Below are 13,943 nucleotides of genomic sequence, written 5' to 3'. Positions count from 1 at the left end.
CGATGCTAATTTTTATGTAACCGGCAATATACAACGGCCGCTGAAAAGCCGCGCATTTGCAAGCCCTTCTTATTATAATACCTCATCATTGCGCATCGGCCGAAATGCTTTAAATCATTTCAATGTAAACGCCAATTCATATGCGGTAATGGTTAAACTTTTCACCAGCTTAAACGGCAATGTTGAAATGGGCTTTTCGGCCCAAACCAAAGTGGAAGGTAAAGGCCTGGTTACCGATGAGTCTATAGCTTTTCTTGATGGACCGTCAAATTTTGCGCGTGATAATTATGATAATATATTCAACAACCATTATAGGATGCAGATGTATGACCAGTTAAGTTATATCTACCGGGAGCAGGTTAATAAACAACTCTCCTTAGGTTTTAAGCTGAGCTACCTGTCTGGTGTTCAATATAACAAAATAGATGTGGAGGAGTCGAGCCTGCAGATTAACCGGGTCCCGGCAAATCCTGACAATGACAATGCCGACGTTTATATGAGGGGACGGTATTACAGGAGCTATGTGCCCGGCAGACTGGATGGGCGTGACTTTTTACCAACGTTTCGCAACCCAGGTGCGGCGATATCAATGGGTGCAACTTACCGAACAGAGGATGGGATCCTGATACAAGGTAATATAAAAGACCTTGGCTTTATTCACTGGAACAAGCGCTCAACCATTACTGATTTTAATAACACAACAAATATAACAGATATTACATCCAAGCATCGTGATGAGAATATATATAATGCTGTATATGAATTGGTCAGGGGTAACGGAATGGTTACCTCATTTAACACAAAAACAAATGCCAAAGCCGAATTGAGCGTATCCAAAAGCTACTGGCTTGATGATGAAAAAACATACAGATATTTCCCAACGGTTGTAGCCCAAAAAGAAATGTTCTTTTCCGGTTTTACCGGAGCAATGGTTAACTCGGTACAGAAAAACAACCTGATAGCTACCTTAACGGCCACTTATGACGATTATAAATTATTTAATCTCGGCGCACAAATTATGGTAAAATCCCCTAATGTCGAATTTTTTATAGGTTCCGAACGCTTACTAAATACGGGCCACCTTACTCTGGCCGCTTTAAATAATACCAATCAAATAAATAGGGTAGGCAACTATAGCGGGGCGGATATCTTCCTGGGCTTTTCATTGAAATTTGGACGGGTAATTGAACATCCCATGAACTCCAGCTATATCCCTATGGGCGAAAAAGGATTTTTGGGCCGTTTGTTTGGCCGTATTTTTAAAACCAATAATTAAAGCGCTTTTTTCCCGGCTATAAAATCCTTAAGGTAGTAAGGCTCGTAATAAGCTACATCTTCAAATGCGCCATCAGTAAATTTTTGAGCTGCTTTTTGGGTAAGATATGTTGCCGAGTTTACAAAATCATCCAAAAACAAGGCATTTGGGCTTTCACTTAAAACACCTTTGCACTTTTCGGCACCATCACCCAAAAACAGGATCTGATGGTCTTTCAAATAGTTGGCAAAACTGTTTCCTTCTATAATATCAGCAGCTGTTTCACGCACTCTGTTGCCGGCAGCATCAAATAATGCTGTGTAAACCTCCATTCGGCGGGCATCTATCATCGGGCATAACAGCATATTTCCATCAGCAGCATCCCCCAGGCTGTTAATAACGCCATAAGCCATAGCCTCAAGTGTTTCAACCGCTATCAAAGGTTTATCAAGGGCGAAGCACAATCCTTTGGCGGTAGATACACCTATTCGTAAACCGGTGTATGACCCCGGACCGCTGCTCACAGCAATAGCATCAAGCTCGTTATAAGTTACTCCCGATTTATTCAGCAATTCATCGATATATAAAGTAATAACTTCAGCATGGATATTACGGACATTTATTTGTTTAAAGTCCAAAACCTTGCCATCGCGGGCAAGTGCTACCGAGCAGGATGTTGTTGCTGTTTCTATTTGAAGTATAAGGCTCATATTATAAATTTATGGTACCGGATCATGCCCATGACCACCCCAGGGATTACAACTGGCAATGCGCTTTATGGTTAACCAACCACCTTTAAAAGCGCCATACTTCCTGATGGCTTCAACACCGTACTGCGAGCAGGTGGGTGTATACCGGCATGATGCAGCTGAAAGCGGCGATATAAAATATTGGTAAAATTTGATAAGGATGATGAAAACTCCCCCAACTATTGCTTTTAAAAACCTGGTGATTGTATCCATAAGCCCATTCATGTTAATTAGCCGTGACTGGTATTGCAGCAGTTAACTCACCTGAAAGCTGGGCAAGCATCCTCAGCATTTTTTTCGATGAAAAGGTATGGTTCAATTTGTTTGCCTACATAGCCTACCGAAATAATTATCTTTTTATCCGCTTGCTGCAGAATATCATAAAGATGCTGCTGTTTGTGGAGCCTGTACGCTTCGCGCATCAGTCGTTTTACCAAATTACGGTCAACGGCGTGTTTATAACGCTTTTTAGGAACGGAAAAAAGAATTTGCGCAGGATAGGGCTGTGGCTCGGGATTGACAAGCCAGGATACCCGGAAGGGATAACATAAAAAAGAAGAACCGTTATGAAAAAGCTTGTCAATAAGCCTTTTGTTACATAACCGTTCTTCTTTTTTAAAAGTATACATAGTTGCCATTTTTGAACCGAAGGATAAAGCAGATAAGCGGTTCCAAACCCTTATAAATAGGGTAGGGCAACCTCAATTATGCTTTGTGCCTGCCTTCGTCAGAAACAGTTAACCTTTTTCTGCCTTTAGCTCTTCTGGCTGCTAATACTCTTCTACCGTTAGCAGTTGACATGCGTTCACGGAAACCGTGTTTATTTCTTCTTTTTCTTTGAGAAGGCTGAAACGTTCTTTTCATGGCTATATTTTATTCTATTCGTCTTTTTAAAACAAGAGCGCAAATGTAGTTATTTTATTTAATAATTCAAACACTATTTTTCTTATTTATAATAACATGTGTGCTGCCGCCCGGTGGCTGCAAATCAGTGGCACTTTTTCCGGAAAACTAATTGTATACGCAATAATTAAATTCGAAATCCTGTTCATTGTCTGAACTAAATAACAGCGCTAAGCTATCATTACAAATCATATTAAATAAAAAGTTAAATTTAACATTAATTATTTGTTACAGATTCAATTTTGCAACAATGTGCAATCGCGAACTACGGCATTTGCTAAAAAAAGCTGAATAAATAGTTCCGAATCATTAACAAAGTGTAAATTCAACAGGTTGTCCTAACAAATGAAATTAATCCTCTCCATACTTTTTATTTCCTTATCGGCTGTTACCATAGCGCAGGAACTACCTGCAACACATTATAAAATTTACAGCACATCGGCACAAAAGATCATCACGCCCGATGATATTGTTAATGACATGGCCAATGCTGATGCGCTTTTTTTGGCGAAGAGCATAATGATTCAACGGCGCACTATCTGGAGTTTAGCTTGTTCAAAAAGCTTTCGGAAAAATATCCGCAGAAAACGGCGCTTTCCATGGAGATGTTTCAAACTGACTGTCAGCTGGTGCTGAATGAATATCTCGCGGGGCTTATTCGCGAAAAAATCTGGTAACAGATGCACGTACCTGGCCTAACTATAAGGATTACAAACCGCTTGTTGAACTTGCCAAATCCAATCATCTGCCGGTAATAGCAGCCAACGCTCCAACCCGCTATACCAACATGGTTACACGCGGGGGCCTTGATGCTTTAAAGCAGCTTGATGCGCAGGCTAAAAGCTATCTTGCGCCGCTGCCTATCGATACTGCTACCGGGGCCTATTATGATAAATTTGCTAAAATAATGGGAGGTCATGCCTCAATGCCGGGCATGCAGATTTACCAATCGCAAAACCTTTGGGATGCTACCATGGGCTGGTCGATAGCGAAATTCCTGAAAAACCACTCCGGCTTTAAAGTATTGCAGCTTAACGGCGGCTTTCACAGTGAAGAAAAACTGGGCGCGGTAGCCCAACTTAAAAAATACGCACCCAAATTACGCGTGCTTAACATATCAACCTACATGGATGATAGTTTTGACAAGCCCGACTGGAGCAAATTAGCCGGCATGGCCGACTATATCATTTTAACTGATCCTAAGCTGCCGAAAACTTTTTGATAGTTCATGGTTGATAGTTCATAGTCGATGGACCATAGTTCATGGTTTTTGTGCTATATGGCTATATATGAACCATTAACTATTTCCTAACTATCAATCATGGTTACCAAATTTTATGGTTCGCGGTTTTTCTTATAGCTATGAACTATGAACCATCAACTATGAACTAAATTCCATTAAGCTTTCTTAGCCAGTAAATCGCGGATTTCGGTAAGTAAAACTTCTTCTTTAGTTGGTTCAGGTGGCGCTGCCGGGGCTGCTTCTTCTTTTTCTTCAAAGAGTTGATACCCTTAACAATTAAAAAGATACAAAAAGCAACGATTAAAAAATCAATTACATTATTGATAAATAAACCGTAATTAATCGCGGTTTCGGGTGTTTTATCAACAGCCGGTTTAAGTACGTACTTTAAATCTTTAAAATCAATACCCCCGGTTGCCATGCCAATAGGTGGCATAATAATATCTGCAACCAGCGAGGTAACAATTTTACCAAAAGCAGCGCCAATGATAACACCCACAGCAAGGTCAACCACGTTGCCCCGCATTGCAAATTCTTTAAACTCTTTTACTATTGCCATAAATTAAAGTTTGGTTACTTAAAGTTAATAATATTACATAAACTATCAATTCATATAGTTTTTTTGATAGCGCTAAAACAATTGGTATGCCTAAAACATTTAACAACTTTAAAGCAGATACCTCAAGTAATTTTTAGTTGATATTAATTTGATGTATTTTTGGCTACATCTTAATTATGCTTAAACAGAACCTTCAACAAAAACTTTTACAAAAACTTTCGCCCCAGCAAATACAATTTATAAAATTGCTGCAGGTGCCTACTGTTTCGCTTGATACCCGGATAAAAGAAGAACTGGAAGAAAACCCCGCGCTTGAAGATCTGAGCCTTACCAACCTAAACGAACCCGAAGAACAATATCCCGACCGCGACCCCGACGAAGATAATTATAACAACGATGAGGAAAAGGGCGAGATGGATGAATTTAATATTGACGACTACCTGCAGGAAGATAACGTAAACGATTACGGATCTCGCTATGATCAAAATGGTGACGATGAGGATGAGCGTAAAGAGATCCCTATTGCTGTGCAAAGCTCATTTTTTGAAAGTCTGCAAGCCCAGTTAGACCTGCTTCCCCTAAGTGATAAAGATTTCATGATCGGCAAGCAAATCATAGGCAGCCTTGATGACGACGGCTATCTGCGCCGCCCCATCATGTCGCTAACCGACGACCTTGCATTTTCACAAAATGTATTGGCTGAGGATGACGAAGTAGAAGAGATGCTCAAGGTAATCCAGGGCTTTGACCCCCTGGGGTAGGCGCGCGCAGCTTACAGGAATGCCTGCTGATCCAGCTTCGCAAAAAAGATGCAAGCGACCCGATCGTAAAAAAGCCATACAGGTTGTTGAACATTATTTGGATGAGTTTACCCGTAAACATTACGATAAGCTTGAAAAATCATTGAATATGAACTCCGTTGAGTTGCGTGCGGTGGTCAATGAGATCTTAAAACTCAATCCCAAACCCGGCGATTCAAACGAGATCAACACCAAGCAAATGCAGGTGATCCCTGATTTTCATATCACTAACAATGATGGCGTGCTCATCCTTACCCTCAATTCAAAAAACGCCCCCGAACTTAGGGTAAGCCGCTCATACCAGGAAATGTTTCAGCATTATGACAAGGCTTCCCAAAAGGATAAAAAGCTGAAGGAAGCAGTGCAGTTTGTAAAGCAAAAGCTTGATTCGGCCAAGTGGTTTATTGATGCTATTAAACAGCGCCAGCAAACGCTGCTTAAAACCATGAATGCCATTATGCAGTACCAGTATGAGTTTTTTCTTACCGGTGATGATAAAAACCTGAAGCCGATGATCCTGAAAGACATTGCCGACAGGATTGGAATGGATATTTCAACGGTATCCCGGGTAGCCAACTCCAAGTATGTACAAACCGAGTTTGGTACCTTTCTGCTGAAATCTTTCTTCTCCGAAGCCATCCAAACCGAAAGCGGTGAGGAAGTATCCAATAAAGAGGTTAAAAAGATTTTGGAAGAGCATATCGGCAAAGAAGATAAACGTCACCCGCTTGCTGATGAAAAATTGACCGAAATACTCAAAGACGCCGGCTACAACATAGCCCGCCGTACCGTAGCCAAATACCGCGAACAAATGAACATCCCGGTGGCAAGGTTGAGGAAGGAGTTGTAGCTTTTTAGAGATTAGAGGTCGGAGATTAGAGATTAGTTGCAAATCAGATTTGCTTGGCAGTGTGCTTAGCGTATGAGGCGCTGAAACAAATTACCCATGACAACTTAAAAAAGGGGTGTCATACTGAGCCCGTCGAAGTATGGCGGGCGGGCCTCTGCGCACGAGTCTTCGACAGGCTCAGACTGACAGGCCCTCTTTGTTATTTCACCTTCAGAGGCCCCGGATTTAAGTTACTTAGCATGCCCCTGCCAAAGTAAAACGCCTTAAGAACCAAGTTCTTAAGGCGTTTATATTAGCGTATTTTCAAGCTTATACATTCACAGCACAAAGCTCACGAACTTTGGCTACTACAAAATCAACTTCTTCTTTTGTATTATACTTTGAGAACGAGAAACGTACCGATGGCCGTGAAGAGCTGGCTCCGATAGCAGTTAACACGTGCGAACCAATATCGCTACCCGAACTGCAGGCGCTGCCACCCGAAGCGGAGATCCCGGCAATATCAAGGTTAAACAGCAACATATCGCTCATTTCCATCTCAGGGAAGGCCACGTTCAATACTGTATATAAACTTTTGTCAGGGGCGGTTTCTCCGTTAAAATTTACGCCCGGTACGTTGGCTATCAGTTGCTCCATCATGTATGATTTTAAGCCCTGAATGTGGTTTTGGTGCTGTTCCATTTCGCCGTAAGCAAGTTCAAGCGCTTTGGCCAAACCAACTATGCCGTAAATATTTTCGGTACCGCCACGCATATTGCGTTCCTGGGCACCACCGTAAATAAAAGGTTTTATTTTGATTTTATGATTGATATGCAGGAAACCCACTCCCTTAGGCCCATGCAATTTATGGCCGGCACATACCACAAAATGAGCTTTAAGCTTGCTCAGGTCATGCTGGTAATGGCCCATGGTTTGCACAGTATCACAATGATAAATGGCATTGTATGCTTCGCACAGGTCACCAATACGTTCCATGTCCGATAGGGTGCCTATTTCGTTATTGGCATGCATTAATGAAACAAAACTGCGTTCATTTTCTTTCAATAATGTTTCCAGATGATCATAATCAATAACACCCTTGCTGTCTATATTTACCAGGCTCAATTTAATAATGCCCGATTTTTCCATTGCTTCCAGCGTGTGGAGCACTGCGTGATGCTCGGTGGGGCTGGTGATAGCATGGGTAATTTTGTGATCAATGATCCCACACCTGATAGCCGTGTTATCGGCCTCCGTACCGCTTGATGTAAAAAAGATTTCGGCGGGCGAGGTGTGCAGTAAACCGGCAATCGTTTTCCGCGAACGCTCAATTAAAGTACGGGCTTCCCGGCCGTGGGCATGTATTGACGACGGATTACCAAACTGGCTTTCCATCACCTTATACATCTCCTTCATCACATCCGGATCAAGCGGCGTAGTGGCGGCATTATCAAAATAAACGCGCATTTTTTTTAAATTTATAAATTAATGGATCAGTAACTTCAAAAACACATGCCCGGTAATTATATATAAGCAAGCAACCAACGGTATTTACCGCCGGTTGCCTGCTATTTTTAATACCAGTAAAATTAACCTTTCAGTTGTAAGATCTCCTTAATATCGATGATGATCTTATTGGCCAAACCGTTTGCCACGGTTTCAGAATTACCTTCAGAGTAGATCCTGATAATGGGTTCGGTGTTTGACCTCCGCAAATGTACCCATTCTTTATCAAATTCTATTTTCAGGCCATCAATTGTTGAGTGGGGCTGCTTGATGTATTTTTCTTCAACTTTCGCCAAAAGGGCGTCTATGTCCATTTCGGGTGTTAACGTTATCTTATTTTTTGAAATAAAATAACCCGGATATGACGCACGCAAACTCGAAACCGATTTACCATATTTAGCCAGATGAGTTAAAAACAACGCGATACCGACTAAAGCGTCACGGCCATAATGTAACTCAGGGTAAATAACCCCGCCATTACCTTCGCCGCCAATAACAGCGTTAACTTCTTTCATTTTGTTAACCACGTTAACCTCCCCAACCGCAGCCGCATGGTATTCGCCGCCTGCTTTTTCAGTTACGTCGCGCAGCGCACGGGTTGATGACAGGTTAGATACTGTATTGCCCACATTGTTTTTCAAAACATAATCGGCTACGGCAACCAGCGTATATTCTTCGCCAAACATGTTACCATCTTCGCAAACAAAGCAAAGGCGGTCTACATCCGGATCAACAGCAATACCCAAATCGGCACGTTTACCCACAACCTCTTTTGATAAAGCTATCAGGTTTTCAGGAAGCGGCTCGGGATTATGCGGAAAATTGCCATCCGGCTCACAATACAGTTCGTGAACGGTTTCAACGCCTAAAGCTTTCAGCAAGGCCGGTACAAAAATACCGCCTGTTGAGTTAACACAATCTATTACCACTTTAAAGTTGGCTTTCTTTATAGCCTCAACATCAACCAGCGGCAAGGCCAGTACAAGGTCGATGTGTTTTTGAAGCCAGGTATCATCATGAGTAACTTTACCCAAATCGTTTACATCGGCATAATTAAAGTCGCTGTATTCGGCAATTGTTAGCACTTCCTTGCCATCGGCATCACTGATGAACTCGCCGTTTGCATTGAGCAGTTTAAGGGCGTTCCATTGTTTTGGGTTGTGGCTCGCGGTTAGGATGATTCCACCTGCTGCCTGCTCACCCGTAACGGCAACCTCAACAGTCGGTGTAGTTGATAAACCAAGATCAATAACATCAATCCCCAAACCCTGCAGTGTGCCAATAACAAGATTGTTCACCATAGCACCCGATAAACGGGCATCACGGCCTACTACAATCTTTTTAATCCCCGATTTTTTTACAGCCCATGATCCGTAGGCCGAAGTGAATTTTACAATATCAAGCGGTGTTAAACCATCGCCAACAGCACCGCCTATGGTGCCGCGTATTCCTGAAATAGATTTTATTAATGTCAAAATGCGAAGTTTTTGGTGTGGTAAAAGTAAAAAATATAAGCTACAAATGATATTGTTTTAAGGATTTACGCAAACGCTTGCATATAAGGTTACGGTTAATTTATTGTTTTTAATACGGTGCAGGGTGGTTTTAATTGTCATCCCTGCGCATTATTTTATGCTTAACGGGATAATGCTGCTGCTAAGTATTAAAATTTGAAGGTTTTTTTAAGCTATTTGATAACTTTGGAAATTACAGCAAACAAACACCTATAGTAAAAAACAATGCCCGACTATCTTTTAAACCTCGACCGGCATTTATTTTATTTCATTAATCATGACTTGTCCAATTCGTTTTTCGACTGGATCATGCCCTTGTTACGTAACCCCAAATTCTGGATCCCGCTGTATATTTTCATCATTGTTTTTTGTTTATGGCGATATAAAAAAACAGGCGCTATTATTATAATGCTGCTGGCGGCATCGGCAGGCGTTGCTGATTTCACCAGTGGAGTTATTATCAAGCACAATATTCAGCGGCTTCGCCCTTGCCGTGATCCGGTTGTATCTGCAACTGATATCAGCCGTGTGCCTTGTGGTAGCGGGTACAGTTTTCCATCAACCCACGCCACCGATCATTTTGCCATGGCGATATTCCTTGGCTTTGTGTTTTTCAGAAAATGGAGGTGGGTATGGCTTTGGGCGATACTTTGGGCAGGCAGCATTTGCTTTGCACAGGTATACGTGGGGGTTCATTTCCCGGTAGATGTATTGTGCGGCGCTTTATATGGGGCCTTTGTTGGATGGCTGTTTTCATTATTGTTTAAAAAATTACAACCTGCCTTTTAATGGGATATTGGAAAATTCTGCTGCTTTTTTTGCCGCCTTTTTTGGCGGTACTTCTGTATTTTTATTTAAGGGCGATAACCATAAAACGCTGAAACTGGTACTGTCGTTTAGTGGAGCTTACCTGTTTGGTATTACCGTTTTGCACCTGATTCCTGATGCCTATCATGGTAATGATAACTATGTTGGCGTATTCATCTTGGTCGGCTTCCTGTTCCAGATTGTGCTTGAACAATTTTCGGACGGGATTGAGCACGGCCACATGCACAAACACCCGCATGATCTGGCCGTTTTCCCGATTGGTATCATGGCAAGCCTTTGCCTGCACGCTTTTTGGAGGGAATGCCGCTTGCCCAGGGCAATCAGGATCAATTAGCTTACGGCATTGCCTTACACCATATCCCGGCAGCCTTCGCGTTGGCTACAGTGTTGCTCACTAACAAACAAGGTAAAAACAAAACCATACTTTTTGTGGCGGTATTCGCGGTAATGGCGCCGGCAGGTTATTTTTTCAGCGATGCGTTAAGCAGCGGAAACATTGGTAACCTGCAGCATTATTTTAACAGGATCATGGGGGTTGTTATCGGCATCTTCCTGCATATCTCCACTACCATCCTCTTTGAATCGAGTGCTGATCACCGTTTCAATATGCGTAAAATGATGGCAGTATTAGCTGGTGTAGCCATTGCGCTGCTGGGTTTTTTGAAGGAGTTGTAGATTATTAATCCTATTACTTTATGTAAAATAATTTCTATATAAAGTTTTTATTTTTCCAGCTCCAGGCCCCAGTCTTTCCCTTTATCAACTGCAGGTACTCCCTTATCCATCCAAACCGGCATTGGCGCGCCTTTTAAAAAGTGATCGAAGAATTGCTGCTCACGTATAGTAATGTCTTTGCGGTTTTGGCGCAGTACCAGGTTATGAGCCTCGCCATTGTATTGCAGTAACCAAACAGGTTTACCTAAACGGCGTAAAGCTGTAAACATTTCAATCCCCTGGTACCAGGGCACAGCGCCATCGGCATCGTTACTCATGATCATTACCGGTGTTTTTACTTTGGGCAACTGGAACAAGGGCGAGTTTTCGATATACAGCTCAGGCTTTTCCCAAAGCGTGGCGCCAATGCGGCTTTGTGATTTTTCGTACTGAAACTGCCTGTTCAGGCCCGATTCCCAGCGGATCCCCCCATAGGCCGAAGTCATGTTGGCAACAGGCGCGCCTGCCCAGGCTGCGGCATACATATTGGTTTGGGTAATGAGGTAAGCCACCTGGTAACCGCCCCAGCTTTGGCCTTGTAAGCCAATATGTGCAGCATCAACCCATGTGTGTTTCTTTAAAGCCTCAACACCCGAATTTACAAACTCGACCGCAGATGCCCCCGGATGGCCGGTTTGATAGCTGATATCAGGTGCGAACACAAGATAACCGTTGCTCACAAAAAATGAGATAGGCAGGCGGGAAGGGGTAGGAGCAGGTGCTATATAGTTAAAAAGCCCGTCCGAAAGTCTCTCATAAAAATAAACTATCATCGGGTACTTTTTGGCCGGGTCAAAGTCTTCAGGCTTATACAAGATGCCTTGCGACTGATAGCCTTTAGGTGTCGTCCACCTCACAAGCTCGGCAGTGCCCCAGTTATATTCACTTTGCTGCGGGTTGATATTGCTTAGCTTGATCTCCTTTTTTAAATCGTATGAAAAGTATAAGTCAGGCGATTGTTTATAGCTTGCCTTGGTGTAGATGTAAGCATCGGCGTTTTTAGCTTTCAGCAGGTTATCATAACTCATTGGGGCCATGGTCACTTTCTCAGGCAGGTTGTTAGCCTCAGGAAACTTCCTGAAATATCCCCATTGTTTGGTTTCTTCGTTTTGGGTTAACAGCCACATCGGCTCTTTCAGTGGGATGAATTTTTGCTCCGGGTCAGTTTGATCATACCTCATGATCAGTTTGTTTTTGCGCCCGATGCCTTTGGTAAAGTTAAACGCGTCGCCCGTTGCCGGGTCAAAACGCCATATGTCGTACCGGTCATAAATAAATACCGCCTTGTCTCCTGCTAACCAGCCGGCCATACCATAGGCCGAAGCATACCCTGGCACATCGTTCAGTTCGTCGCCCATTTTGGTGCCGGTTGCTTTGCTCAGGTTTATTTTTTGCCCTGTTGCAATGGTATAACAGTACCATGCCTGATCTTTAACATCAAACCACAGCACATAATTGCCCTGCGGAGAGACATAATAACGGCCCAAAGAGGCATTAATAAACCTGTGATTGCCGCTCCGGGTATCAATTAAAATGGCTTGTTGCCGGGTACTTCCTTCCCACTGGGCCGATACGCGTGCGCCGGTATCCGTAAGTCCTAAAACATAGCGGGCATCTTTATTTTCGGCAGTTAATATTTCTGGGATGGCCTTGTTACCTAATTGAACAGTTTTGGCGTTCGTTTCTTCAGGTTTTATCACAGCAAGATAGCTACGCTTTAGGTCGGTTTGCAGGTTTTTGAGCTGCTGGGGTTGCAGATAATCATCTTTGTAGTTCCAGATATCCAGTTTGGCTACCTCAAAATCAACCAGGGTGGTATCGGCAGGTTTGGGGATAGGCGCAGTGCCAAAGAAAAGGCTATTGCCGCTTTTGCTAAAGCTCACTTTGCCATCGCCACTTACCGCCCAGTTATTGGATATGCCTGCAGTTCCGGCAGCGGCAATAACTTCCGCGCTATCTTTTGCCGTGTTGTAGTAATAAAGCTTAAAAGGTTTTACCAGTGCCTTTTCCGGATTTTTTCGGCAGTAAAAGCTACCTGGCGCCCGGCATCATCAATGCTGATGTTACGGTAATTACCCCTGCCGGTGCTTAATTGTTTAACCGTGTTTTTTTCCGAATCAAATAAATACAGACCAGATACAGTCTCTTTTTGTTTAGCCGGCGCTGTTACAGCAAACGCAATCCATTTTCCATTTTTACTGACCTGGTATTCGGTAACATATTTAAAAGAGCGTTCGGCGGCGGTTTTTAACTTTTTAATAGTTAAATCTGCACCTTCATGTGTAGGCGGGGCTACAGTTGCAGCTACCGCTTTTTTTGTGGTATCGCCTGATGCAGGTTTTTTAAGCGTATCGGCTGTTGCGAGGTAAGCAATAATAGCCGCATCTTCGGCTATTTTAAATGAACGGATGGCCGGGACTTTCCTTACGGATGATGATCCTAAAGTAATTATACCTAAAGTATCTTTAGGGAAATCCGATTGTTTTTTCTTCTTTATTTTGGCCTGCCTGGTATCCTTATAAAACGGACGGATAAGGCATACAGCAAATTTTGAATCGCTGCTTATCTTAATTGTGTCAGCTCTCGGAATTTTTACCAAAGTAGCGTTCCTGGCGTCTTTTATAATCAGTTCAGCATCGCCCTGCTGCGGCTTTATGACATAACCTATCCATTTACCATCATTGCTGATGCGTTGCCCTGCTATACTTTGCCATCCGTCAAACACAGTATGATCTAAAGGTTTTTTAGCTGTTTTTTGAGCAGATACATGAAACCCAATAGCTAATAACAGGCAGGCTGATAGTAAAAGTTTACGCATACAGGAAAGATGTCAAACCTAAATATGCTGAAAACTTATGGTTAAAAGAAATTAGTTACTGTAAAGTTACAATTGAGGTGAAAGGTGAAAGGTGAAAGGTGAAAGGTGAAAGGTGAAAGGTGAAAGGTGAAAGGTGAAAGGTGAAAGGTGAAAGGAATTATGTTAAATAACCAAAAACAACCTTTGGCCTTTTAGCTTTCGCCTTTCACCTCAAAAACACCTCAA

The 13,943-nt window shown here is 42.6% G+C and carries 13 protein-coding genes and 3 pseudogenes; 7 read left to right on the top strand and 9 right to left on the bottom strand.

Annotation, left to right across the window (positions count from 1 at the left end):
* Positions 1–88 precede the first annotated feature (88 nt).
* A complete protein-coding gene (locus ACRQ5D_RS28175; protein ID WP_431198520.1) occupies positions 89–1,276 on the top strand; it encodes a DUF5723 family protein in 1,188 nt (395 codons plus the stop codon).
* Here ACRQ5D_RS28175 and tsaB read toward each other — a convergent pair.
* From tsaB to rpmH, 4 genes are all read right to left on the bottom strand, one after another.
* A complete protein-coding gene (gene tsaB / locus ACRQ5D_RS28170) occupies positions 1,273–1,965 on the bottom strand; it encodes a tRNA (adenosine(37)-N6)-threonylcarbamoyltransferase complex dimerization subunit type 1 TsaB (protein ID WP_091162664.1) in 693 nt (230 codons plus the stop codon). The two genes, ACRQ5D_RS28175 and tsaB, sit on opposite strands and share 4 nt — an antisense overlap.
* Positions 1,966–1,974: 9 nt before the next feature.
* Positions 1,975–2,217, bottom strand: a complete 243-nt coding sequence (gene yidD / locus ACRQ5D_RS28165) for a membrane protein insertion efficiency factor YidD (RefSeq protein WP_167516103.1) — start codon at positions 2,215–2,217, stop codon at positions 1,975–1,977.
* Between the two features lie 47 nt (positions 2,218–2,264).
* Positions 2,265–2,633: a ribonuclease P protein component gene (locus ACRQ5D_RS28160; protein WP_432327336.1), complete on the bottom strand. Its 369-nt coding sequence runs from the start codon at positions 2,631–2,633 to the stop codon at positions 2,265–2,267.
* A 76-nt stretch (positions 2,634–2,709) separates the two neighbouring features.
* Positions 2,710–2,868 (bottom strand): 50S ribosomal protein L34, encoded by a 159-nt coding sequence (gene rpmH, locus ACRQ5D_RS28155; RefSeq protein WP_083878950.1) that lies wholly within the window; start codon positions 2,866–2,868, stop codon positions 2,710–2,712.
* Between the two features lie 384 nt (positions 2,869–3,252).
* Between rpmH and ACRQ5D_RS28150 the strand changes: the two genes are divergently transcribed.
* Together ACRQ5D_RS28150 and ACRQ5D_RS28145 are read left to right on the top strand one after the other, a co-directional pair.
* A complete protein-coding gene (locus tag ACRQ5D_RS28150; RefSeq protein WP_431200983.1) occupies positions 3,253–3,543 on the top strand; it encodes a hypothetical protein in 291 nt (96 codons plus the stop codon).
* A pseudogene (locus tag ACRQ5D_RS28145) lies at positions 3,459–4,129 on the top strand (ChaN family lipoprotein). Before ACRQ5D_RS28150 ends, ACRQ5D_RS28145 begins: the two are co-directional and overlap by 85 nt.
* A 176-nt stretch (positions 4,130–4,305) precedes the next feature.
* Here the strand turns inward: ACRQ5D_RS28145 and mscL are convergent.
* Positions 4,306–4,709, bottom strand: a pseudogene (mscL, locus tag ACRQ5D_RS28140) (large-conductance mechanosensitive channel protein MscL).
* Between the two features lie 176 nt (positions 4,710–4,885).
* Between mscL and rpoN the strand changes: the two are divergent.
* A pseudogene (gene rpoN, locus ACRQ5D_RS28135) lies at positions 4,886–6,359 on the top strand (RNA polymerase factor sigma-54).
* Between the two features lie 309 nt (positions 6,360–6,668).
* Here the strand turns inward: rpoN and ACRQ5D_RS28130 are convergent.
* On the bottom strand, positions 6,669–7,805 hold the full coding sequence (locus ACRQ5D_RS28130; protein ID WP_091162669.1) for a cysteine desulfurase family protein: 1,137 nt from the start codon (positions 7,803–7,805) through the stop codon (positions 6,669–6,671).
* A 122-nt stretch (positions 7,806–7,927) separates the two neighbouring features.
* Positions 7,928–9,319 carry a phosphoglucosamine mutase gene (glmM, locus tag ACRQ5D_RS28125; RefSeq protein WP_090527070.1) on the bottom strand — a complete coding sequence of 464 codons (1,392 nt, stop codon included), beginning with the start codon at positions 9,317–9,319 and terminating at the stop codon, positions 7,928–7,930.
* A 264-nt stretch (positions 9,320–9,583) separates the two neighbouring features.
* Here glmM and ACRQ5D_RS28120 point away from each other — a divergent pair, with 264 nt between their 5' ends.
* The 3 genes from ACRQ5D_RS28120 to ACRQ5D_RS28110 are packed head-to-tail and all read left to right on the top strand — an operon-like array spanning position 9,584 to position 10,861.
* A complete protein-coding gene (locus tag ACRQ5D_RS28120; protein ID WP_091162670.1) occupies positions 9,584–10,147 on the top strand; it encodes a phosphatase PAP2 family protein in 564 nt (187 codons plus the stop codon).
* 7 nt (positions 10,148–10,154) lie between these two features.
* The gene (locus tag ACRQ5D_RS28115) at positions 10,155–10,520 is read left to right on the top strand and encodes a hypothetical protein (protein WP_432327332.1); all 366 of its coding nucleotides are present in this window, start codon (positions 10,155–10,157) and stop codon (positions 10,518–10,520) included.
* Positions 10,487–10,861 (top strand): ZIP family metal transporter, encoded by a 375-nt coding sequence (locus ACRQ5D_RS28110; protein WP_432327331.1) that lies wholly within the window; start codon positions 10,487–10,489, stop codon positions 10,859–10,861. Before ACRQ5D_RS28115 ends, ACRQ5D_RS28110 begins: the two co-directional genes overlap by 34 nt.
* Before the next feature lie 47 nt (positions 10,862–10,908).
* Here the strand turns inward: ACRQ5D_RS28110 and ACRQ5D_RS28105 are convergent, their stop codons facing one another.
* Both ACRQ5D_RS28105 and ACRQ5D_RS28100 read right to left on the bottom strand, forming a co-directional pair.
* Entirely contained in the window at positions 10,909–12,783 is a 1,875-nt protein-coding gene (locus tag ACRQ5D_RS28105) for an alpha/beta hydrolase family protein (RefSeq protein ID WP_432327329.1), read from the bottom strand.
* 110 nt (positions 12,784–12,893) lie between these two features.
* Positions 12,894–13,718, bottom strand: a complete 825-nt coding sequence (locus ACRQ5D_RS28100; RefSeq protein WP_431198514.1) for a hypothetical protein — start codon at positions 13,716–13,718, stop codon at positions 12,894–12,896.
* Positions 13,719–13,943 lie beyond the last annotated feature (225 nt).

This window comes from Mucilaginibacter sp. P25, from assembly GCF_050859465.1.
GTDB classification, from domain to species: domain Bacteria; phylum Bacteroidota; class Bacteroidia; order Sphingobacteriales; family Sphingobacteriaceae; genus Mucilaginibacter; species Mucilaginibacter gossypii.
The sequence above is the reverse complement of the archived record's forward strand: the minus strand, read 5'-3'. Positions and strand labels throughout refer to the sequence as shown.